Origin of the sequence: Thalassococcus sp. BH17M4-6 (genome assembly GCF_049323015.1) — a bacterium.
In the GTDB taxonomy this organism is placed as follows: Bacteria; Pseudomonadota; Alphaproteobacteria; order Rhodobacterales; family Rhodobacteraceae; genus Puniceibacterium.
This window is the reverse complement of the sequence record NZ_JBMPGU010000020.1, coordinates 36,106-58,891: the sequence shown is the minus strand read 5'-3', so window position 1 is coordinate 58,891 and position 22,786 is coordinate 36,106. Positions and strand designations below refer to the sequence as shown.

Below are 22,786 nucleotides of genomic sequence, written 5' to 3'. Positions count from 1 at the left end.
GAGATTCCTTGTCATCACGGCGACATTTCCGCCGCGGGGCGGATCCAGCGTGCAGCGTGTGGCAAAGTTCTGCAAATACGCAAAACGTTTGGGCGCTGAGCCAGTCGTAATTACGGCGCGTTTCGATGGTGGGTTGCTCGACGAAACCTTGATGCGCGATCTGCCCAGAGATCTCGAGGTGCATCATGTGACACATTCCATGTTGGGGTCGACCAGCCTCCTTTCCAGAGTGAAGAGGCGTTTCGCACGCCGGTTCCTCCCCGACGAACATGGTGCCTGGGGCCGCGCGGCTTATCGCAAGGCGAGACATCTGGCGCAGACAGGGCATTTCGACGCTGTATTTGTCAGCTACGGTTCTCCATCCGCGTTGCGGGCCGGGATAGCCATCGGCAAGATGCTGGACATACCGGTTGTTACGGACATACGGGACTTCAAGCAAAAAGACGCCATCAACCGAAAAAAGATCCAGGGCTTCAGTATGGTCCGGCGACTTCTGATAGGCAGGCTCGAACGATCTCTGTTTCCAGACGTTTCAAAATTTTCGGTTGTCTCAAAATCATACGCTCAATCTCTTTCTTCATTTTACGACGTCCGTTCCGATAGGATAGAGGTCATCTACAACGGATATGATGCTGATGATTTTCGCCATCATGACGCGCCACATGAGATAAATCCAGGCGCGCCTGTATTGCGCTACGTGGGATTCGTGACGCATATACCGAGTTTTCGTAACTTGGTTGCGGCGCTTTCTAAGCTCAACGATGCGCGCCTTGTCGATCGGCAACCGCCGGTACGACTCGAAATCTACGGTGAAAACAGGGCCTCCAATTTACAAGAAGTCATAAACGCGTATCCCAACGCGGAGTTCTGCGCTGTTTATGGATACGTGCCCCATGACGAGGCGGTCAGAAAAATGTTATCGGCCACTGCGCTCATTCTCCTGCAGCACGGAGAAGCCGGGGTGCTCACGGGAAAGCTATTTGAGTATATCGGGGCCGCCCGACCGATACTGCTGCTCCACAATGACAATTACGAACTTAAGGCTTTGGTCGAGGAACATGAACTCGGGCCAGTCGCCGAACATGATCGGCCCGGGGAAATCAAGTCGGCAATCGAGAACATTTTGGCTGGAAAATATGTATCTGAAATAAGCGATAATGTTAATTTCCAAAGAGCGTTCCAAGCAGAGCAGTTCCTGAAAATTCTTAATGCCGCGGTGACCTCTAAGCAGGGAAAGATATGACAATACCAAATTTGTTCATCGTTGGCGCGCCAAAATGTGGAACTACTGCTTGGGTTAGATATTTATCAGATCATCCTGAAATCTATTTTTCTCCCGCGAAGGAGCCGCATTTTTTTTGTACTGACTTTCCAAACTATAGATGGGCAAAAACGCTCCCGGAATACGAAGCTCTTTTTGCGCAAGCGGACTGCGAGAAAGTTGTTGGAGAGGCGTCGGTCAACTATCTTTACTCAAAAGTTGCAGCGCAAAATATCAACGAATACAATCCTCAGGCGAAGATCCTCGTTTTCCTCCGCGATCACGGGGATTTTTTGCTCTCCTATCACAACCAGTTGCTCTACAACCGTGATGAAACCATCACGGATTTTAGAACCATCTGGTCCTCTGCACGTGACGGAAAAAATCGTCACATCCCAAAAACATGCCGGGAGCCGGCATTTCTCGACTATGCGGCGGTCGGACGATTTGCGGAGCAACTCGAGCGTTACATCGCGCTGTTCCCGTCCACGAATATTAAGATCGTACATTTTTCCGACTGGATAGAAAACCCCCGGCCCACCTACGTCTCCATTATCCAATTTCTCGGTCTTGAAGATGACGGACGGGACTGTTTTGAGCAGATCCATAGCGCCAAGCGTCATAAGAGTGCGGTATTTGCAAACCTGACACAGCGTCCCCCGAAATCCCTATTGCTGGCTTCTGCCGTTATTAAGCGTTTGCTGGGTCGTAAGCGCCTGGGGCTGGCGAAGGTTTTGCGATATTTGAACGCTGAGGCAGGATATGCGTCGCGACCCAATAATGTTTTGCGAGATGAAATTAGGTCCGCATTCGCCAAAGACCGTCTAAAGCTTCGTGAAATGACTGAGCGGCTGCAATAGTGCAAGGAGTGCTTGGATCTTTTTTGGTCTGTCTACACGGCGCTTTTGGTGTCGAATGCATATATTTTCTGAGCGTTTCTCGCCAGTAATTTCCAAACAATACCTGCGGCGAAATGGGCACCTGCAAGACCGTCTTTGTCATTTCGGCCGTGTTATTGGTAGGCGTCAAGATCCAAGGTCTGGCTTCACCACTTCTTTTGCTTATCAGCAAGAAAACCGTCCGCACTGTGATGAGACCGCAGGTCAGCACGCCTTGGGTGATTGGCATCGGTGACTGAGCCTGGCGGCACCGTGATCTCAAGCGATGGCTGGGCGTGAGTCGGAGTCCGCAGAGGCTTGGTTGAGGGTGCAGCTGTAGGGCTATTGGCAATTCGAATGGACAGGTAAAGTGAAAATCCTCCATGTCATCGACACGCTAGCGCGCGGCGGTGCCGAGCGGTTGTTGGTCATGCTGCTGCCGGAACTGGTGCGGCAGGGGCACGTGGTCACCGTAGCGGTGCGCTCTGCGCCCTATGATCTGCAGCCGGAGCTCGAAGCAGCGGGTGTGCCGGTCATTCGTCTTCCCAATCGGCACAAATGGAATTTGCTTGCCGGCGCGCGTGACATCGCCCGCGTGATGCCCGAGGCTGAGATCCTGCACGCGCATCTCTATTTCCCCGCCGTGAATACGGCGTTGGCGCGCTTGATGGGCGTGAGCCGGGCACGGACCTTCGTGACCTTCCACAACCTTGCCTATGCAGGCGCCAATCGGGACGGGTTGAAACTGCGGTTTCGCAAGGCGCTGGCGCGCTACGTCTATCGGCGCGGGATGATCGCCAAGCTTGCCGTGTCGCAGGCGGTTGCCGATCATTACCGGGAAGCCTTGTCCTTGGATCGCGTCGAGGTCGTCTACAATCCGATTGATCTCAAGGTAGTCGGCGCAGTTCAGGAAATGCCGCGTGATCCGGATGCGCCGCTGCACATCGTTCTGCCGGGGCGGCTTGTCACCGAGAAAGGGCATCGCGATCTCGTTGCCGCGTTGCGCGACCCGCGACTTGCGGAGCGGTCTTTCAAAATCACGTTCGCCGGACACGGCAGGCTGCAATCGGATCTGCAGGAGGCGGCTGGCGACCTGCCTTTCCCGGTGACGATTACCGGAAACCTGGAGCACGCGGCCTTCCTGAACGTGATGGCGACCGCGGACATCATCGTCATACCGTCGCTTTACGAAGGGTTCGGGTTGACGGCGCTCGAGGCCATGAGCCTGTCAAAGCCGGTCATCGCATCCACCGCCGGCGGTCTGCCCGAAGTCATGGGAAATACGGGCCGCCTGGTTCCGGTTGGCGATGTCGATGGACTCGCGCAGGCCATTCTGGAGTTGGCGGACGATCCCGGACTGCGCGAGACGATGGGAAAAACCGCCCGTGCCAGAGCCGAGGCGGAATTCGCTCTTCCGGCTATCGCCGCACAACTGATCAAGATATACGAGGCGGCGATCACCGGGTGAGAGCCGGTTGCATGCTTCCCGACACCGTCTGAGGCCTCATGACCCAAAGCGTTCTGTACATCTCCTACACTGGATTGATGGACCCATTGGGTCAAAGCCAAGTATTGCAATACGTTCTTGCCTTGGGGCGAAAAGGGCATCGCATGACGGTGCTGAGCTTCGAAAAACCTGATGCTCTGAATGACCGCACGCAGGTGGCGAAGATGCAGGCGCTTTGCCAGGCAGCCGGTGTCGATTGGCGACCGCGGGTGTGGCACAACAAACCGATCGGCATATTGGCGACGCTTTACGATCTGGTCGCCGGGCGCAGGCAGGCCATCCGTATCGCCCGCGAGGTTGACGCCGAGGTCGTGCATTGCCGAAGCTATATCGCGAGCCTGATGGGGCTGGCCGTCAAACGGGCCACGGGCGCGAGGTTCATCTTCGACATGCGTGGGTTCTGGCCCGATGAACGGGTCGATGGGGGGATCTGGTCGAAATCCAGCCTGACGTACCGCGTGTTCAAACGTGTGGAGCGCAGCTTGTTTCTGAACGCCGATCACATCGTCTCCCTGACAAAGGCCGGCATTCGTGAATACGAAGCCTTTGATTACATGCAGGGAGTGCCGCCAAAATCGACCGTGATCCCGACCTGCACCAACCTCGACGTGTTTCGGCCGCAGGACACCCCCCGCGAGGGCTTCACTCTGGGCTATGTCGGCTCTGTCGGAAGCTGGTACCTCTTTGATGAGGTCGCACAGGCCGTTGCGCGCGCCTTTGCGCTGCGTCCGGATGCCAAGTTTCTTGTGATCACTCAAGGAAGTCACGATCTTGTCCGAAAGGCTCTGGACCGGGCCGGGGCCGATCTGGATCGGGTCGAGGTGCGCAGCGCGGATTTTTCGGAAGTTGCCCATCAAATCGCCCGCATGGATGCGGGCGTCTTCTTTATTCGGCCCGCCTGGTCAAAGCGGGCGTCCTGTCCGACCCGCATGGGCGAGTTTCTGGCATGCGGCAAGCCGTGTCTCGCGAATGGCGGTGTCGGGGATGTCGCCGACGATCTTGACGAAACCGGAACCGGGATCGCGCTTCCGCCACTGGGAACCGAAAACGTCGACCTGACCGATCTCGACAAGGCTTTGGATACCCTGTTCGCGATGGCCGCGGATCCGGGTATGAAAGCGCGCTGCCGCTCTGCGGCCGAGGAACGGTTCTCTCTTGCAACCGGCGTTGCGGCCTATTCGGATATCTACAAAAAGCTCTCCGGGCGTCCGGCGTGACCCGTGTTCTGTTTCTGACGCGCTACCCGGTAGAAGGCGCCTCCAGCCGCTACCGCGTGTTTCAATACCTCAAGCATCTTGAGGCCCTTGGCGTGTCAGCAGAGGTGCAAAGCTTCATGGATACGCCCATGTATCGTCTTTCGCTCGCGCCTGGACGAACAGGTGCCAAGATATGGGCGACGATGCGCGCAACCGTTCGACGTCTGTGGGCGCTGCGCCACTGGCGGCAATACGATGCGTTATATCTGCAGCGCGAATTACTGCCCTTTGGGCCGCCCGTTATAGAGGCTGCACTCAAGAAGCAGGGCGCCGTGCTGTTCTTCGACTACGATGACGCGCTCTTCATCAAGAAGGCCTCGCGCTACAACAGGCTCGCGACGGCGCTCAGGTCACCAGACAAGACACGCGACCTCTTTCGCCTCGTGCATTGTGTGGTTGCCGGCAACAACTGGTTGCGCGATGCGGCGGTCGCCGCCGGCGCCGAGAGGGCAGAGACCCTTGAGGTCGCCGAAGACACCACGCGTATACCCATGCATGCCGTGCATTCCAATGATACGGCCATTACGATCGGCTGGCTCGGCTCTCCTTCCACGGTCAAGTACCTCAGGTTCATCGAGCCGGTGTTGCAATCCCTCGCGCGCAGGTATCCGGACGTCCGGTGGGAGATCATGGGCGGCAATGATTTCCAGATGGAGGGTGTCGACTGGCAGCTCAGTGACTGGACGCTGAAGGGCGAGCTGGCTGCGCTTGCCCGGTTCGACATCGGGCTCATGCCCTTGCCGCCCGAAGACTGGGCGAAAGGGAAATCAGGCGGCAAGGCGCGGACCTACATGGCGGCAGGTGTCGTGCCGGTCGTCTCTGCAATGGGGTATAACCTCGAGCTTATCCGCCACGCTGAAACCGGATTTCTTTGCGAAACGCCCGAAGATTGGGAAAGCCACCTCGCCCGCGCCATCGAGGACGCAGAGCTGCGTCAGCGCATCGCCATCGCCGCCAGGGCCGAGGTCGAACAGAGGTTTGATCCTTCCGCAATCGCGGCCACTATGGCGCGTCTTCTCAAAGACGTGGTGGACGATGCCCAAAGACCCTGATGTCATTGTTCTTGGCCTGTCTCCGACAGGTCTCTACGCGGTGCGAGAAGCCGGGCGGGCGGGATATTCCGTCTTGGGGGTAGGGGCCCCGGGAGCACCCGGGTTGTGGTCCCGGCTTCTGGCGGAACGCATCGCGGCAGACACGGCCGAAGCCCGCGTGGCGGCCATTCTGGATCGCGTGGACCCGAACAGCGCCAGAAAACCCGTCCTTATCGTCACGTCGGACCAGGATCTCGAAGCGGTTCTGGCCCGGGCTGATATCCTTGAAAACCATGTGCATCTGCAAGGATCGTATCGGGACGGTCTGGCAGGCCAGATCATGGACAAGGAAATCTTTTACCGGCTGTGCGAGACGCATGGCGTTGTCTATCCCACCGTGTGGTCGGCCGATGTCGAGGACGCCGACAAATACCGCGATCAAATTGCCTTTCCCTCCATGATCAAACCGGCCCGGATCCAGGACGTGAAGCATTTGATGGCCGGGCAGAAAGGCTGGATTGCCAGAAACCGATCTGACTTCGATGCTGTCTTGCCGACGATCCCGAAGGAAGCCGGGATGCTCTTGATGCAGGAAATCGTGCCGGGATCGGAAAGCAACATCACCCTGTGGTGCGGCTATCTCGACGAGGCCGGGCAGGTGCGTCAGCGCTTCACGGCGCGAAAGCTTCGCCAATATCCCGCGGGCTTCGGGTCCGCGTCCCTGGTGCAAAGCGAAACCTGTCGGGAAACCGCTGAAACCGCCGAAAGACTACTGTCCGCGCTTGGGTACAGGGGGATCGCTGCCGCCGAGTTCAAGCGCCATCCCGAAACCGGTGAGTTGAAAATCATCGAGTCGAACCCGCGCCCGTCCCTTTGGTTTTCCGTTGCCACCGCATCAGGTGTGCCGCTGGTCGAAACCGCCGTGGCAGAAGCCCGGGGCGCGCCCCTGCCGCCTTCGGCCTCGCAAAAGGACGGTGTGCTGTGGCGATATTCCTCCAAGGATCTCGCCTCTCGCCTGTTCTATGTCTGGAACAGGGATTTTGTCTTGCCCGCGCCGGACCTGTCGCAGAAGACACCCGTCACGGGCTGCGCGGATGTAACGGGCGCATGGGACGATCCCGCGCCCGCCTTGGGAGAGTTGGGAACGTTCGCCGCCAAGCTGGCCCAACGCATCACGTCCAGGGTCAAGAACCGCTCATGACCGGATCCTTTGTCATTTCTCTGGATTTTGAGCTGATGTGGGGCGTGCGCGACCACCGAACGGTTCAGGATTACGGTGATGCCGTGCTCGGGGGCCGAGAGGCCATCCCGATCATGCTGGCCCGGTTCCAGGACGCCGGTATCAGAGCGACCTGGGCGACTGTCGGGCTGTTGTTCGCGAAAAACCGAAAGGAAATGCTGGAATTTGCCCCGACGGCGCGGCCGATGTACGAAAATGCCAATCTGTCGCCCTACGCGGAGATCGAAAACGGTCGCATCGGCGAAAATGAAGAGGCGGATCCGCTTCATTTCGGGGCCTCTTTGATCGACAAAATTGCGAAGACGCCCGGTCAGGAAATTGCCACGCACACCTACAGCCACTTTTACTGTCTGGAGCCGGGGGCGGATACATCCGCATTTGAGGCGGATCTTTCCGCCGCAATCGCGATTGCAAATCACGCGGGCCACGAGGTTCAGAGCCTCGTTTTCCCGAGAAACCAGGCGACCGACGCATTCATCGATCAAAGCGTGGAACTCGGTGTGAATATTCATCGAGGCAGTGCCACGGGCTGGTTGTACCGCCCCCGTTCGGGACAGGAGACAACCGGATTGTTCCGGGTGGCGCGTTTCCTTGACGGAGCCCTTCCGATTGGACCCAAACAGGTCGTGACGCCAAGCCGTCACGGGCCGGCGTGCAATGTGCCGGCATCACGGTTCCTGCGACCGTGGTCAGGAAAGTTGAAAGCTTACCAGGCCATGCATGTCCGCAGGATCGAAGCCGAAATGGAAGCGGCTGCCCAGCGTGGTGGATGTTACCATTTGTGGTGGCACCCGCATAACTTTGGCCGCAACATGGCGGAGAACCTTGCCCAGCTCGACAGGGTGCTGGCGTGTTTCAAAAGGTGCCGAGACCGGTTCGGGATGGTCAGCAAAAACATGCGTGACGTCGCGTGTTCATAATCCTTATACAAGAGCCTCTTTAACCATGTTTGTCTATATTGGTATTTATACCGGGCTCGCCCTTTCAGCTATTGGGAATTACGACCGTAAGCATACGGTATTCTTCCTGTTCTCCGGGCTTTTTCTTGTCTGGTTCATGGGATTTCGGTATGCAACCGGATGTGACTACTACGGCTATCTTCACAGATGGGAAAATTTTTATCCGCCTGATGAACTGATGCAGCTTTTCCAGGGAGAGGAGGCCGGCTTCTCGTTTCTCATGGGGTCGATCAAGGCTTACGGTTTTGAGTACACATGGCTCAATGTTGCGGCCTCAATCATACTGGTCTTCTGTTATATTCGATTTGCGAAGGCTCATCCATTTGCCCCGCTGATCTTGGCTTTATTATTCCCGGTCATCATCATTCAGCTTGGCATGTCGGGCATACGGCAGGCTATGGCCGGTGGTTTTCTGATGCTGGCGTTCAATGCATTTGCAAGGCGCAAAAAGCTTTGGACAGCGGCCTGGATACTGGTTGGGATGCAGTTCCACGCCAGCGTTATCATGTTCCTGCCGATCGCCCTACTGGCCGGACGTGAGGTCAATACATGGCGACTGGCCGCGAGCCTGGTTGTTCTGGGGCCGATCGTGGGTCTTCTCCTGGCGGATCGTTTCGATACCTACGAAAATCGGTATATCGACGGCTCCGTAACCTCCGGTGGCGCGATCATTCGATACACACTCATCCTTCTTCCAGTGCCATTCCTGATTTTTAATCGTGTGAAAGTTCAAGAGAGATTTCCTGATGTCTATCCTTTGCTCAAACTGGGTGCTCTGATCATCTTGGCTCTGGCACCCTTGGTGGTTCTGTCTTCGATTGCCCTGCATCGTCTGAATTACTATGTGATGCCGCTTTCCATTCTGCTTTGCGTATACGTTGGTGCTGTTCTCTTTAAAAAGCCGTCGCAAGGTCATTGGCTCGCTGTTCTGGCATACGGCAGTTATTCATTTTTGTGGTTCTTGAGCTCGCGGCACGCAACATACTGTTATATACCATATGACAATACATGGTTCTTTTGAGCAGATTGCTTTGGAGCGTTAGAAAACGGTTCTTACGGCCGGGCCGGAGCTTTCCCGGTGTTCGACTGACGCTTTCGGGCTGAATCGTCATCGCGTCCGCAGGCAAGCAGCCTGCGCCGGTGGATGTCAGCTTGACCTAGATGATCTTTTGTCGTGCCGATAGGCGTTCAGCACGACGCCCAGGAGATTGGTTTGCTGTTCGATCTCGCGGCGGCAGGTCTGGAATTGTTCGTATTGGGTGGTATCGGCGCGCGCCACGATAAGCGCGCAGTCGGCGTTCTTGAGAAAGGCGCGGGTGTCGTCGTTGACCAGGACCGAGGGCAGGTCGAAAATCATCACATCGGGCTCGTAGGTGGCCTCGATCTCGTCGATGGCTGCAGTGGCGTCCTCGGACAGCAGGATCCGTGTCGGGTCGGTCTCGGCTTTTTGTGCCATGGATACCGCGACGTTGTCCCCGTATCGCAGTGCCTGTTTTTCGAAGGGCACGGCGCCTGTCAGCACCTCGCCGATACCATGTGGCGGCGTTGTCTCGAAAAAACTTTGTGCAGAGGGATCGCGCAGGTCCAGATCGAGGAGGATGGAGCGAAGATCGCGCTGTCGGCCCAGGCCAAGCGCCAGATTGCAGGCGGTTGTGGTCTTGCCGGAGTTCGGCATCGGTGAGGTTATGGCGAGCCGTTTCCAGCCATTCTGGCGCATCTGCAAAAGCGTCTTGGTGCGCAGGATGTCGAAGGGGGTTGCCGCTTTTCCGGCCAGACGGGTGACAATCCGGTGCTGAACGAGGTGTTTCTCCTGAACCTCGAACGGGGTCAGCGCCTGCCAGCGAGCCAGCACGGTATCGGGTACATCCGCCTTGACCTCGCGCGTGTCATGCCGCCTGCCAGGTAGTGCGCTGTGCTCGGTGCGGGACTTGCGTGCCTTATCGAGGGCAGCTTGCAGCTTTTCCATGTGAATGTCCGTTCCTAGGCTAGCGCTAGCCAAGTCCAAGTTTATCAAGGCCCTTTTGAACGATCAGTTCGAGGGGGAGATAATGGGTATCGACGTACCACAAACCCACTGGAACGGCGATCAGAACAGCGAGCGTCGTCGTGATCATGCCGGTGCGGCGCAGCACGCGTTCCCCACGGCTTTCCATATAGGGAATGGTGGCAATCGGCTCGATGCTGAAGCGTTCCGAAAGTTCAGCGGGCCGCCGTATGACTCTGTTCAGGACCTCCAGCAGGGCAAAATACCCGACGGCCAGTCCGATACCGGCAATGATGGCCCCGGCCGCGATCAGGAGCCGGTCAGGCCCGCTGGGCACGCGCGGAACGTTCGCATTCTCGATCACGGTGATCCGCTGGCCCTGGGCCGTGCTCTCCAGCCGTTCGCTCATGCGTGACGCATTCAGGTTGGTCACGGCGGAACTGTAACGGGTCTGGATGATCTCGTAGTCGCGTTCCAGTTCCGCAAGCTGGATGGCATTGGAGGCGCTGCTGGCGATGTTTTTCTGCAATTCCTCCAGCTCTGCCGTGGTTCTGTCGATCGTTGCTTGCAAGGTCTCGGCCTCGCTGTCGATTTCCGCGAACGTCGCATCCAGAAGGGCCTGTTGCGAAGACACGGGATCTTCCTCTTCGACGCCGTCAACTCGGGCGTTCTGGACGCTGACGATCGCTTCGAGACGATCAATCCGGTTCTTCAGGCGCATGATCCGCGGATTGTCCTCGGAATAGTCTTTTCTCAGGTTTTCAAGTTCGGCTTTGCTGACAAGCAACTCCTCGCTCTGCGCGCTGCGTGGCGCGGTCCTCGGCCTCTGGTTGAGAGAGCCAGTGGCTTCGAACGTCCGCTGCAGGCTCTCGCGTCGTTGATCAAGGCCTTTCAGGTCCCTTTCAAGCGAGGCAAGACGTTCCTGAAGCAGGGTCTGTCGCCCCAGCCGATACGCCTGGTCCTGGGGGAGGGCGTTGGCGTTTTCGGATTTGAAGACGGAAATCTCCGCGCTTTGGCGATCGAGATCGCCGTTCAGCCGCTCGACCTCCTGCTCGAAGAATTCCAGCGTGTTCTCTGCCCGCGCGGCCCGGAACCTTGCGTTCTCATCAAGCACCAAGGTGACAAATTCATTGACGATGTTCGCGGCGATCTGCGGTGAGCGTGACTTGAAGCTGATGGTCATCAGCGTCGCCTGATCGCCGCGGCCGCCGCGGGTGCGGCGAACACTTGTTGCGTCGCGCATCGCCGCGACCACGGTGTCCGGCGCCATCTCGTCCATGTCTTCGAACGCGTTGAACCTGTTGGCGATGTCGATCAGGTTGGCACGTGTCAGAAGCCGCTGCTCGATGATTTCAAGCTGTTCTGCCGCGCTGGCCCGGACGGTCGACGAGACCATGCTGTCGGGAATAAGCGGCTCTTCGAACAAGAGCCGCGCAGAGGTCGAATAAACATCGGGCAGTTTCAGCGCGGCAACGAGACCCATCCCCGAAAACAGCAGGACGAACAGGATCATGACCGGCAGGCGCCGCAAAAGCAGGGCCCAGTAGAAACCAAGATCGAGGTTCATTCTGCCGCCTTTCCAAGCCCATAGATCTGGCCGGTCAGTACGAGCGGTGAGCGAAAGGGTTTCAGGATCAGCCCGTCCCGGACCAGTTCTTCGATTGTTGCGCGTTCTACCCGCGGTTCTCCCTCGCTGGACGCATAGACCAGAGCGAGGTCGCACAGCTTGTTGACCATGCGTGGAATACCATCGGATTCGTTGAAGATGGCGCTGATCGCTTCAGGGGTGAATTCTTGGCCGGTGCCGCCAGCCTGTTCCAGACGGTGAGAGATGTATTTCACTGTCGTGTCCTGATCCATCGGCTCCAGATGGTAGGTGGCCGTCACACGCTGCGCGAACTGGCGCAATTCGGGCTGACAGATCATGTCGCGCAGCTCGGGCTGACCCACCATGATGATTTGCAGCAATTCGTCCTTGCCGGAGTTGATGTTGGTCAGCAGACGCAACTCCTCCAGCGCGTCGGTTCCCAGATTCTGGGCCTCGTCCACAATCAGCACCACATGCCGCGCGGCTGCGTATTCGGCCAGAACGAAATCCTGGAACTGTTGGAACAGGCTCACGTAGTCCGCGCCTTCGGGCGCTTGCAAATCGAAGGCGCCCAGAACCCAGCGCAGCAAGGCACCCCGGTCGCCACGGGCGTTTGAAATCAGCCCGACAGTCACACTGTCTTCGACACGGCGCAGCAGCGCCTGAATCAGCGTGGTCTTGCCCGTGCCTACCTCGCCCGAGACGACCGTGAGCGGTGCGCGGGTCATCAAACCATACTCCAGTACGGACAGGGCGCGGGTATGCGCTTTTGACCAGAACAGGAATTCCGGATCGGGCGACAGCGAAAACGGGCGCTCGTGAAATCCGAAGTGGTCGTTGTAAAGGGCGGCTGTCATGCTTTGCTCGTTTCACCGGGTCCAGGGTCGGTAGGGTGTCCGCAACTTGCAAATGTAGACGGATGTGCAGGATATGGGAAACATGGCAACTTATGAACCTTGTACAACGTTTAGCCCCCCGGCGCAGCCCTTCGAAAACCGGTGACGAGGGAATTTAGCAGAACTCTGGACACGCATACTACAGCTATCTTGACACGGTGCCCAAGTACAGGCTGGACGTGGCGGAGATTGATCCCGGTTTCGTTAACAATTCTGTGCGAGGGGGCGCAACCGTTGCCGATGGTCGCCGAACGGAGAGCCTGGATTGTCTGATCCGCCGGGAATCGTCGCTTTGCCAGCCCTTCGGGCGCAAGGGCGCGCCGCTGCAGCACAAGCGGCTCTTGGATGGAAATGTCAGGCTGCCTGAAGATGTCCGTCCGTTCGAGTGCTGAAAAGAGGCGGTCGATTTCCGACATGTTCGGCACCGGGAATCTGACTTGAATATGTGACATGCTTGACGTGATCGTTGCGTATGAAAAGCCCGTACTCAAGTGAAGTTTCTTTTAAAAAACATTTTGTTATAGCAAGAGATTCATGTGAGGGCAGGGCGGAGGCCTCGGATATCGCAGCCCTGTCAGGTTTTGCTCCACTCAGCGCCCAGATCAGCAGTTCCAGTCATTCATCTCTCCAAGTCCAGGTCAGCAAAGTGAACCTGGCAGGAAATAGGGGGGCTTTCTTCGCATGTCGCAGAACCATTGGTGTATGCGCGCGAGAGGCATTTCTGCTTGGTGGCAACAGGGCGTATGGGCCAATAATGAAGGTTATGTAAAGATATTTGGGGCGGGCCCCTGTAATGGCCGTTTGGTCCATTGGTCAGCCTCAGGTGACCGGATAGGCTTGGCAACCGCCGGGCAAGCACAAGATCCGCCTGGGTGCTCCGGGCATCCCGGTCCGGGCAGAGGCGGCGTTCGACCATGATCGGCGCCCGGGGGTGCGTGTGTTACCTGATTCGCAAAGGTGGCCGGGCCTTTGACGGGACCGCGGGCAGAGCGGCGCCCCGCCTTCACAAAACGGGCTGCATTCCGCGTATTGTCGCCGAGGGGGCATCAAAGGACCGGCCCTGTGGCTGTGGCCCAGACACACATGTGACGCACAGACATGAAATACAGGCCGCAATCTTCAAACTCGCGCGAGGCGGGGCGTCGAGAAGCTTTTGCGGTCTTGTGGAAAAGCATATAGTTGGAAACACTGTTGAACGCGCATTTGACCGCTGTAGAGCGCGTTTGTGTTTAATCGTTTAAGCCAAGGAGCTTGTTGTGCATTTTTTGCGGCGCCTTTTCACCGCCATCCTGATCGTCAGCGCGACCCTGACACTGTCTGCCTGTAAATCTGTGGAAGAACGGGCCGAAGGACATTACCAAAGCGCCCTGTCGCTCGTGGCCGAAGGGGATATCGACCGTGCGATCGTGGAATTGCGCAACGTCTTCGAGCTGAACGAAAGTCATACTGCGGCGCGCCGCACAATGGCCGAGCTGCTGCTGGAGCGTGGCGACCGTCCGGGTGCCTACCGCCAGTATCTCTTTCTGGCGGAACAGGACCCCGACGATCTCGAATCCCGGATCATTCTGACAGAACTGGCGTTTCTTGGCGGCAACTGGGAAGAAGTCGACCGTCATGGTGCCCGCGCCGCCGAGCTGGCGCCAGAGGATCCTCGGGTTCAGGCAATGACTCTGGTGCGCGATTACCGGAAGGCCAGCCGCGAAGACGGCATGGCAGCGCGCCGCGAGCTGGGCCGCCAGGCCGAGGCGATGGTGGCCGATCAGCCCGAAAATGTGTTGCTGCGCAACATTCTTGTCGACTATGCGGTTCTGGAACAGGACTACACCCGCGCTCTTGCCGAAATCGACTGGGTGATCGACTACGATCCCACGAACAGCCGCAATTACCAGGAACGGATGCGCATCCTGGCTCAGTCCGGTGACATGGAGGCGGTCGAAGAGCAATTGCGCGACATGATCCGGCTCTTTCCCAACGATCCAACACACCAGGCCACGCTGATCCGGTTCTATCTGTCGCGGAACGACCTGGACTCGGCCGAGGCTGTCCTGCGCGACCTCGCCGAGAAATCCGATCCGGAAGATCCGGCCCCGACACTAGACCTGATCCGCTTCCTTGCCGAGTTGCGCGGTCTCGATGCCGCCCGGGTGGAGATCGAGAAAGCCATCGCCGAACGCCCCAACCCGGCGCGGTTTCAGACGCTGGCGGCAAGCCTCGATTTCACCCAGGGCCGACGCGACGAAGCCATCGAAACACTCCAGGGTCTTCTGGAGGATGCCGAGCCGTCCGAAGAGAACCGCGACATCAAGATCACCCTGGCCAAGATGCTGTTGGCCACCGGCAACGAGGTCGGTGCCCGGGCCCGGGTCGAGGAGGTTCTTGCAGAACAGAGCACGCATCCCCAGGCGCTCAAGATGCAGGCCGCCTGGCAGATCGAAGCAGATGACACCGATGCCGCGCTCAGCGGCCTCCGGCTGGCGCTCGACCAGTCGCCGGAAGATGCCGAGGCGATGACGCTGATGGCCGATGCTTACGCGCGGGCGGGTCAGGCGACCCTTGCCAAGGATTTCCTGGCGCAAGCTGTCGAGGCCTCGGGCCACGCACCGGAAGAGACACTTCGCTATGCGCGTTTGCTGGTCAACGAGGAAAGCTATCTCCCGGCCGAGGATATCCTGTTGTCGGCGCTTCGGCTGGCGCGGACCAATATCGACCTGCTGGCCTTTCTGGGCGATCTCTATCTGCGCATGGAGGACTATGGCCGGGCGCAGGGCGTCGCCGATGCGCTGCGACGCCTCGACAATGAAGTCGCGATACGGGCCGCCAACGGGATCGAGGCCGAGCGGCTGAACCAGGAACGTGGCGTTGACGCGGCGCTTACCTTTCTCGAAGGTCTCGCGACCGAGGAAGATGCCACGCTTGCCACCCGAATTGCTCTTGTGCGTGCGCAGATGTCCGTCGGGGACACTGCAGGCGCGATTGTTCTGGCCGAACAGCTTCGGCAGGAAAACCCTGAAAACGAGGCCGTCGGGATCGTCTTGGCGGTCGCCAATTCATTGCATGGCAATCTGGATCAGGCGATCTCGATCTACCGCGATCTTCTCGAAACCAACCCGGCACGGCCCGACATCTGGATGGACTTGTCGCGGCTGCATCGTATCCAGGGCGATCGCGAAATCGCCAAGGCCACGATTGAGGAAGGCTTGAGCCATACGCCCGACGCGGCCAACCTGCTTTGGGCCGAAGCTTCTTTCCGCGATCAGGACGGAGACATTGACGGGGCCATCGCGATCTACGAGCGGCTCTATGCCGAGGATTCCAACTCCCCGGTGATCGCCAACAATCTGGCGAGCATGCTGACCACCCATCGTGATGACGCCGAAAGCCTGGAGCGCGCCTGGATCATCGCCCGGCGTCTGCGCGACGCAGAAGTGCCGCAGATGCAGGACACCTATGGCTGGATCCTGCATCGTCGCGGCAACACGGAACAGGCGCTGCCCTATCTCGAGGATGCGGCGGAAGGTTTGCCGAATGATCCGCTGGTGCAATACCACCTTGGCCAGATCTACAACGCCCTCGACCGTCCGCAGGACGCACTTGAGCAGTTCCGTACGGCCATCGAGATCGCCGGCCCGGCCGACAACCGTCCGCAGATCGAAGAGGCCCGCAGCCTGATCCAGAGCCTTCAGAACGCAGGCACCGCCGAAAACTGACGTGCGCCGCCGCGGGAGCGACCCCGGCGTGCCCGGCCGGTAGGTCAGTCAGGCTTTGTTGTCCGGTGGCGAAGATCTTCACTCTGAGATGGGTCGCAGAACGGGCTTTCCCGGATCGCTGGTATCGACCGCGTGACGCTGCGCGGGCAGCATATCCGCGCCTGACGGCACAAAGGCCGTCTCTTCGCCGGGGCCGCGCCGCTCCCAGCCTTCAAGCGCACCGGCTTCGTCGTAACGCGCGGTATCGGTCCAGGGAGCTGTCCAGTAGAGAATGGGGTCGAAATAGGCGCCGCGACCAGTCGCATTGTAATCCACCGAGGCCAGCCGCCTGCCCTTGGCAGTGTTGGTATACGCACGGGCCTGATGCTCGGGAAAATCGATCGAGATCAGGGCCGGCGCGCTGTCATTTACACCGTTATGCGCAAAGACGCCGATATCCACACGCGATAGGCGGCGCTCTGAGACCTTGTTTCCCCGGGTTTCGGTTTCGGTCCACGGATCGTGCCAGGCAATGCGGATCCGTGCGGTGCGCCCGTCGGGGGACTGCGGTACGATCTGGACAAGATCGGGGTCGCCGCGCAGCAATCGCCACTCGAAGGTGAAGGGCCGGTCGTTCGGCGCCACGGTGTCTTCGGCAGTCACCGTCATTTCCTGTTCCCAGGCAAAGCCGCGCCACAACCGCCCGATCGCGGAGGGGCTGTCGATCAAACGCTCACTCAGGCCGGCCAGTCCGGCAGCCTCGGCAAACGACTCGTCCGTGACCCGCAGCCGCACCAGCGGTGGAATGTCTTCGGGACGCATCTCGGCGGCTTGCGCCACCATCCGGCCCGGGCGGATATCGCGCCCGTCGAAGACCGGCGGATGCGCCCTGCCCGACAGGTAGTCCGCACGGGATTCAACCGATTTCAGGTTATGGCGCAGGATCATTTGCACGGTCGGAGCCACAAGCCGCTGCGCGTCAAGCGTGGCAAAGGTGTCGGAGGGAAAAGCCGCCAGCGTCATGGCCACAGCACCTAGAAACGCTTTGTCGGAACCCGACGAGCCCTGGCTCACGATCATGTAGGGCCAGTTGAGCGGAAACCGATCTTCGGCATCGTGGTCGCGATGCTCGGGATACACGTAGATGTGGTTGTTGGTATAAAGCAGCGGGGTGACCGCGCGCCAGAACGGCTGTGTCATCGCAAGCCGCGGCAAGCTGCGTTGCATGGCTCCTCCGGTCATCGCGGTCGAGGAGTTACCGAGCACGACAACAGGCAAGAGGATGTGGCCCGCCAACCCGAAATCGAGTTCCTTTTCAACAAGTTCGGGGCTGTATTTCAGGAACGGGAGCTGCGGGTAAACCTCCGGATCTAGGGTCGAATGCCCGCGATCCCGATTGTCGTAAAGAACGCCTGCGAAGCCATTGATTTCATTGACGCCGCTCAGATGCCGCAACAGCCGCGCGCCGTCCTGGCGCGCGGCGGGGCCGAGGATGGGCAACTCGGGATCACTCTCGGGCAGGGCCAGTTCCGGCGCCGTCCAGACGTTTGGAAGAACCTGAACCAGGTCGCTTCCGCCCAAAGAGACCGTATTCGCCCAAAGCGGTACGCTCGGCAAAACCGACAGAAGCGCCGCGTGGCAGAATGAAATGAGGGCTCGCATGCAGCGAACTTGATCAACTCCGAGCACCGCGTCCAGCCAAAACTCCGAAAGATTACAAGCCTTGATGAGAAGATTTGCTGCGGGTCGTTTCCACCTCCGGGTGCGACCGACGCGGGCCAAGCGATTGCCAGAGCACCAGAAGGACGGTGGGCCAGAACAGGGTCGCGATCGTGTCCGATGCAATTTCACCCCAGTTCACGGATCCGGTCCAGTTCATCCAGTCCCGCGCATCGAGCGCCTCGTTGATGGCCTGAAGGCTTGCAACCACGATCCACGCCATGAGCGCCCCGTAGCGGCGGTTTCGCAAAAGCATAGCTATAAACAGAAACACGAAGAGACCAAAATGCACATGCAACTGGTCTCTCACGACGCCAAACTCGTCAGCGAGCCAGCCCTTGCTTTCATACCAGAAATTCTTCCAATTCAGGTCCATCCAACCCTCGAAATTTCACGAGGCCGGACATGCCCCTGGTCACTGTTCATAGGGTGAATGTCATGCGCAGGACAGCGAAATTCGCAGATTTCACGGGAGCCGCTGGCTGTGCCCGTGTCATTGAAATGGGCGGGGCGACGGCACGCTGGCCTTGGGAAGTCTGGAAGAAGAAAATCTCGCAGACAAATGCCTGGCGGCATTTCGGCGTCGAAGGGTCCCGGTAAAGGGAAAGGCGGCAGTCCGGGATATCCGGTCGGCCGCCATCTCAATGTTCAGGACATCCCTGCCCTGCCTCACGATCAGACGGAGGCAGGTTCCGGAACCCGCAGGGTATCAGGCAGAAGCCCGAGATCCCTGACGGCGGCGTATCAGGGCAAAGATCCCCAGACCGCCAAGCAAGAGCGGCAGTCCGGCGGGCAGCGGCACCGGGCTCGGCGGATCCCTGGGATCGCCTGTGAAAACGCTGATGTGGGCCGTGTGGCTCAGATCGTGGCGCCCAGTGAACGTAAAAGAGTTGTTTTCGCCGATCTCGAGTATCTTGGCGAGACCAGCGTAGCCGGAGGCTTTCCAAAGAAAATAGTCGCCGTCGTCGGTCGGGACACCAATCCCGGCATTCGGATCACTCGTATCTCCCGTTTTCTGAAAGCTGCCCGACACAGGGGTATCCCCGGCTGCCGTCGCCGCAGCGTTCAGAAAGGCCGTTTCAGCGGAATCCCCGGAGCTTGAGAGATCGCCGAAAGCCGAGCCGACCTCTCCGAGCGATCCGACAATATCGAGCGCTCCAGTGTTGTCATATGCAAGGCCGTCGGTGTCGAAAAACGCCGTCATGCTGCAATGGGTGCACGTCAAGGTCCAACTTTTGATCTCAACGGTCTCGTTCTTTTTCCCGGGATTCTTAATCTCAGGCAATGCATTGAACGTCAGCGATTGGTACGGCGAAAATGAACTCGCCTGTGCAGCGGGCGCCAAGAACGCTGCTGCCATTGTGGCCATAAGAATTTTCTTAATCATCACATAACCCCCAGAATAACGACTCACTATAGCATTTTTCATCAGGGATATTAAGGTATTTCGAATCCGGGAGAGTGCTCTGGAATTTCGGCAATCAGGGATTGCGCCCCGCCGAAACGGCGCGGGGCCGCGGCCCCAAGACCACCGCAGAGCACGTTGCACGGCCATCGTCCACCTGCTTTGCGAACAGAGGACAAGGCATCTCTCGGCAACGTTGCCCGTCTTGTGGATCGTCTGTCTGCTGGTTGGCGAAAGTTTGCGCAGCGTAGTGGCAATTTCGACTCACTTGCCATCCTGCGGCGTCCAACGGCTTTGCATCCTCCCGAATCGCCCGCTAGGTAGCCAGTCATTCATCTTTCTGGTTACAGAGTTCATCTGTCGTGTTGGCAGTTTCTATGCAGTGATGCGCAGACCGGACACACGCTTCAGGCGGTGTGCGTGGCGTCCGCGCCATCCATCACGCTGCCGTCCGCGCTTGCGTAAAGTTAAGCGCTTAAGACAAGTAAACGGTCCGTTTCGGCCAAATTGTCGCCCCTTTTGCAAACAATTGTTTCCAATAGCTCGCCTCGTTTGCAGGCGAGATGAACAAGATGGGAGACTAGACATGCATGGACTGAACCCCACGCGCACGCGTTTGCTCGAAACGTTCGGGCTGGATGTTGAACTTTCTCACGGCGTGGGCTGCAGTCTTTATGACTTTGCCGGGCGCGAGTACCTGGATTTTCTGTCGCAATACGGGGCCCTGCCCTTTGGACATAATCCCTCTCACATCTGGAATGCGATCGACCGGCAGCAAAGCCTCCTGCGTCCTGCCATGGTGCAGCCGCTGCGCGCTCTCGAAGCCGAAGCACTGGCGGAAACGCTGGCCGATATCACGCCGCACGACCTTGGCGTGGTGATGCTGGCCAATTCAGGGGCCGAGGCGGTAGAGGCCGCGATCAAACTTGCAAAGGCCCGGACCGGTCGCGATGTCATTCTCTCGACCAGAAACGGATTCCACGGCAAGACGATGGGCGCCCTGTCGGCGACTGGAAAGCCCATGTATCAGAAGGATTTCGGCGGCCCCGCCAATGGGTTCGAATATATCGCCTTCAACGATCTGGACGCTCTGGAAGCCACGCTGGCCGCCGACGGCGACCGGATCGCCGCCTTCATCGTCGAGCCGATCCAAGGCGAAGGCGGCGTGGTCTGCCCAACCGACGAAACCTATCTCGACACGGTCATCGCGCTTTGCCGCCGGTACGGCGTGTTGAGCATTGTTGACGAAATCCAGACCGGTCTTGGCCGCACGGGCCAGCTTTTCGCCTGTGGCGGTTGCGACGAGGCGCCGGACATGCTGCTTCTTGGCAAGGCTTTGGGCGGCGGCCTGATGCCGATCTCGGCCATGGTCGTCCGCCCCGAGGTCTGGGACGACCGTTTCGGGTTCCTGCACAGCTCGACCTTTGCCAACAACAACCTTGCCTGCGCCGCAGCCAGTGCCTCGCTCGATCTGCTGATGCGCGACGAAAGCGCCCTGATCCAGAAAGTGGCGCACAACGGTCAGTATTTCCAGAAACGGCTGAAGGCGCTCGCGAAGCGCTATCCCGATGTGGTCAGCGGTGTGAGTGGCCGCGGCTACATGCAGGGGCTGAAGTTCCATGCCCTCCATGAGCGCGGAGATTCCGCCTCCATGGCGTTCTGTGGGCTCAATGGCGGCTTCATCGGGCTGCTGAGCTCATATCTGTTCAATGTCCAGGGCGTGCTGACGGCCCCCGTCTTCAACAATGCCCAGGTGATGCGTCTGCAGCCGCCGCTTGTCGCCAGCCGGGCCGAAATCGACCAGTGCGTCAGCGCGCTTGAAAATACCTGCGACGTTCTGCATCAGGGCGACGTCCGCGCACTCATGGCGCATCTCGTGACATCGAAGCGGCGCGCGAAACTGGCCGAAACAGAGCCGAGCCTGCCGCAGCAGGGTCCGGCGCGGGATCTTCCCGAGGCGGTGCCCGGTCGCTTCTGCTTCCTGATCCACTATACCGAGGAAGAGGATGTCCTGCGCTCTGATCCGTCGTTTGCCGATTTCAGCGACGAAGAGCTCAAGACCTGGATGCAGTGGGTCAAGGGCGTGGGTCCGGGCTTCGCCTGGCCCGTCGCGGGCGGAACCTCGCGCGATGGTGCGACGGCCGAAGGCATGATCATGTCGGTGCCGTTGTTGCCAAAGGACATGGTCGGCAAGGGCCGTGGCGCGGCACGCGCCACGATCCGGGCTGCCGCTGACATGGCGACCGAATTCGGAGCCAGCCGTTTGGGTCTTGGCGCCTTCACGTCGATCGTCACCAATGGCGGGGCCGCGGTAGCGGGCCGCGGAGTGCCGGTCACCAGCGGAAACACACTGACCACCGTATCGGCGGTGACCGCGCTTGAACGCGCAGCCCGTCGGGCGGGGATGGATCCGACCGACGCGCATGTGGTTGTCGTCGGCGCCACCGGTGCGATTGGCCGGTTGGCCAGCCTGATGATGGCCCGCTGGGCTGGCAAGCTGACTCTCGTCGGGAATGCCGGCAATACCCATGCGCCGCGCCTGCTGGGCAGAGTGGCGGACGAGGTGGTCCAGACACTGTCCGGCGACCGCCCGACCTCGCGGGTGGGTGCATTGAACGCGTCGATCCGCGAGCTGCTGCCAAAGCGCGCGGCAACGGCCGAGGCCGGGTTTGACGATCTGACCCGCGCGTGCGCCCGTAACGGCCGCGCCGCTCCGCTTGCGATCACAACCGATCTGGACGCAGCCCTGGCCGAGGCCGATCTTGTGCTCGTGGCCACCAGCGCCGACGTGGCCCTTGTCGATCCGGAGCAGCTGCGCCCGGGCACCGTGGTTTGCGACGTGGCGCGCCCGCCGAACGTGGCGCAGGCCGATCTGTCTGACAAGGATGTGCTCGTCTTCGACGGCGGTCTGATCAGGCCCCCCTTCCCCGTCAATCTTGGCCCGTTCCAGACCCTGCCCGAGGATCTCTGCTGGGGCTGCATGGGGGAAACGATGCTCCTGGCGCTCGAGGGCGAGACAAAGGATTACAGTCTCGGTCGTGACCTCAGCCTCGAGGATGCGGATCGCGTGGCGGCGATGGCCCGGCGGCACGGCTTTGAACCTGCCGAACCGCAATGGCACGGCGCGTTCCTGCAAGACGCCGATTTCAAGCGCATCGCGGCGGCCCGGACCGGAACACCGATGTCCAGGATCGCATCCAAGGCGAACCCGGTCATGTGGGCAGCGGAATGATCTCAGCCGTCCCGTCGGGTGCCGACTGAGATCCCACTGCATTGCCTGGCAACATGAGGCCGTTTCCCGGGGATGCTTGCATCCCCACGGCACACCGGAGCGCACGTATATCGAAGACAAGATCAACCGACCGGGCGCGGGCCC

At 59.4% G+C, this 22,786-nt stretch carries 16 protein-coding genes; 10 read left to right on the top strand and 6 right to left on the bottom strand.

What is annotated here, in order from left to right:
- The 8 genes from ACOXXX_RS20035 to ACOXXX_RS20000 all read left to right on the top strand — a co-directional run.
- Window positions 1-1,243 (top strand): glycosyltransferase (locus tag ACOXXX_RS20035; protein WP_422828402.1); only part of this gene is annotated, 1,243 nt, incomplete at its 5' end.
- Window positions 1,240-2,121, top strand: a complete 882-nt coding sequence (locus ACOXXX_RS20030; protein ID WP_422828356.1) for a sulfotransferase domain-containing protein — start codon at window positions 1,240-1,242, stop codon at window positions 2,119-2,121. The genes ACOXXX_RS20035 and ACOXXX_RS20030, both read left to right, overlap by 4 nt.
- Before the next feature lie 388 nt (window positions 2,122-2,509).
- Window positions 2,510-3,607: a glycosyltransferase family 4 protein gene (locus ACOXXX_RS20025; RefSeq protein WP_422828355.1), complete on the top strand. Its 1,098-nt coding sequence runs from the start codon at window positions 2,510-2,512 to the stop codon at window positions 3,605-3,607.
- A 38-nt stretch (window positions 3,608-3,645) separates the two neighbouring features.
- Complete coding sequence (locus tag ACOXXX_RS20020; RefSeq protein WP_422828354.1) at window positions 3,646-4,863, top strand: glycosyltransferase; 1,218 nt, start codon at window positions 3,646-3,648, stop codon at window positions 4,861-4,863.
- Window positions 4,860-5,954 (top strand): glycosyltransferase family 4 protein, encoded by a 1,095-nt coding sequence (locus ACOXXX_RS20015; protein ID WP_422828401.1) that lies wholly within the window; start codon window positions 4,860-4,862, stop codon window positions 5,952-5,954. Before ACOXXX_RS20020 ends, ACOXXX_RS20015 begins: the two co-directional genes overlap by 4 nt.
- Window positions 5,938-7,134: a hypothetical protein gene (locus tag ACOXXX_RS20010; protein ID WP_422828400.1), complete on the top strand. Its 1,197-nt coding sequence runs from the start codon at window positions 5,938-5,940 to the stop codon at window positions 7,132-7,134. Before ACOXXX_RS20015 ends, ACOXXX_RS20010 begins: the two co-directional genes overlap by 17 nt.
- On the top strand, window positions 7,131-8,093 hold the full coding sequence (locus tag ACOXXX_RS20005; protein ID WP_422828399.1) for a polysaccharide deacetylase family protein: 963 nt from the start codon (window positions 7,131-7,133) through the stop codon (window positions 8,091-8,093). Before ACOXXX_RS20010 ends, ACOXXX_RS20005 begins: the two co-directional genes overlap by 4 nt.
- A gap of 25 nt (window positions 8,094-8,118) precedes the next feature.
- The gene (locus ACOXXX_RS20000) at window positions 8,119-9,153 is read left to right on the top strand and encodes an EpsG family protein (RefSeq protein WP_422828398.1); all 1,035 of its coding nucleotides are present in this window, start codon (window positions 8,119-8,121) and stop codon (window positions 9,151-9,153) included.
- 126 nt (window positions 9,154-9,279) lie between these two features.
- Here ACOXXX_RS20000 and ACOXXX_RS19995 read toward each other — a convergent pair whose 3' ends face one another.
- The 3 genes from ACOXXX_RS19995 to ACOXXX_RS19985 are packed head-to-tail and all read right to left on the bottom strand — an operon-like array spanning window position 9,280 to window position 12,561.
- A complete protein-coding gene (locus tag ACOXXX_RS19995) occupies window positions 9,280-10,098 on the bottom strand; it encodes a CpsD/CapB family tyrosine-protein kinase (protein ID WP_422828397.1) in 819 nt (272 codons plus the stop codon).
- 25 nt (window positions 10,099-10,123) lie between these two features.
- The gene (locus ACOXXX_RS19990) at window positions 10,124-11,683 is read right to left on the bottom strand and encodes a GumC family protein (RefSeq protein ID WP_422828396.1); all 1,560 of its coding nucleotides are present in this window, start codon (window positions 11,681-11,683) and stop codon (window positions 10,124-10,126) included.
- Complete coding sequence (locus ACOXXX_RS19985) at window positions 11,680-12,561, bottom strand: ExeA family protein (protein WP_422828395.1); 882 nt, start codon at window positions 12,559-12,561, stop codon at window positions 11,680-11,682. Before ACOXXX_RS19985 ends, ACOXXX_RS19990 begins: the two co-directional genes overlap by 4 nt.
- Window positions 12,562-13,856: 1,295 nt before the next feature.
- On the opposite strand from ACOXXX_RS19985, the gene ACOXXX_RS19980 reads away from it, so the two are divergent.
- On the top strand, window positions 13,857-16,307 hold the full coding sequence (locus tag ACOXXX_RS19980) for a tetratricopeptide repeat protein (RefSeq protein WP_422828394.1): 2,451 nt from the start codon (window positions 13,857-13,859) through the stop codon (window positions 16,305-16,307).
- 78 nt (window positions 16,308-16,385) lie between these two features.
- Here ACOXXX_RS19980 and ACOXXX_RS19975 read toward each other — a convergent pair whose 3' ends face one another.
- From ACOXXX_RS19975 to ACOXXX_RS19965, 3 genes are all read right to left on the bottom strand, one after another.
- A complete protein-coding gene (locus ACOXXX_RS19975) occupies window positions 16,386-17,975 on the bottom strand; it encodes a hypothetical protein (RefSeq protein ID WP_422828393.1) in 1,590 nt (529 codons plus the stop codon).
- A gap of 25 nt (window positions 17,976-18,000) precedes the next feature.
- Entirely contained in the window at window positions 18,001-18,381 is a 381-nt protein-coding gene (locus tag ACOXXX_RS19970) for a hypothetical protein (RefSeq protein ID WP_422828392.1), read from the bottom strand.
- A gap of 333 nt (window positions 18,382-18,714) precedes the next feature.
- Window positions 18,715-19,392, bottom strand: a complete 678-nt coding sequence (locus tag ACOXXX_RS19965; RefSeq protein ID WP_422828391.1) for a VPLPA-CTERM sorting domain-containing protein — start codon at window positions 19,390-19,392, stop codon at window positions 18,715-18,717.
- A 604-nt stretch (window positions 19,393-19,996) separates the two neighbouring features.
- On the opposite strand from ACOXXX_RS19965, the gene ACOXXX_RS19960 reads away from it, so the two are divergent.
- On the top strand, window positions 19,997-22,642 hold the full coding sequence (locus ACOXXX_RS19960) for an aminotransferase class III-fold pyridoxal phosphate-dependent enzyme (RefSeq protein WP_422828390.1): 2,646 nt from the start codon (window positions 19,997-19,999) through the stop codon (window positions 22,640-22,642).
- The last annotated feature ends 144 nt before the right edge of the window (window positions 22,643-22,786 follow it).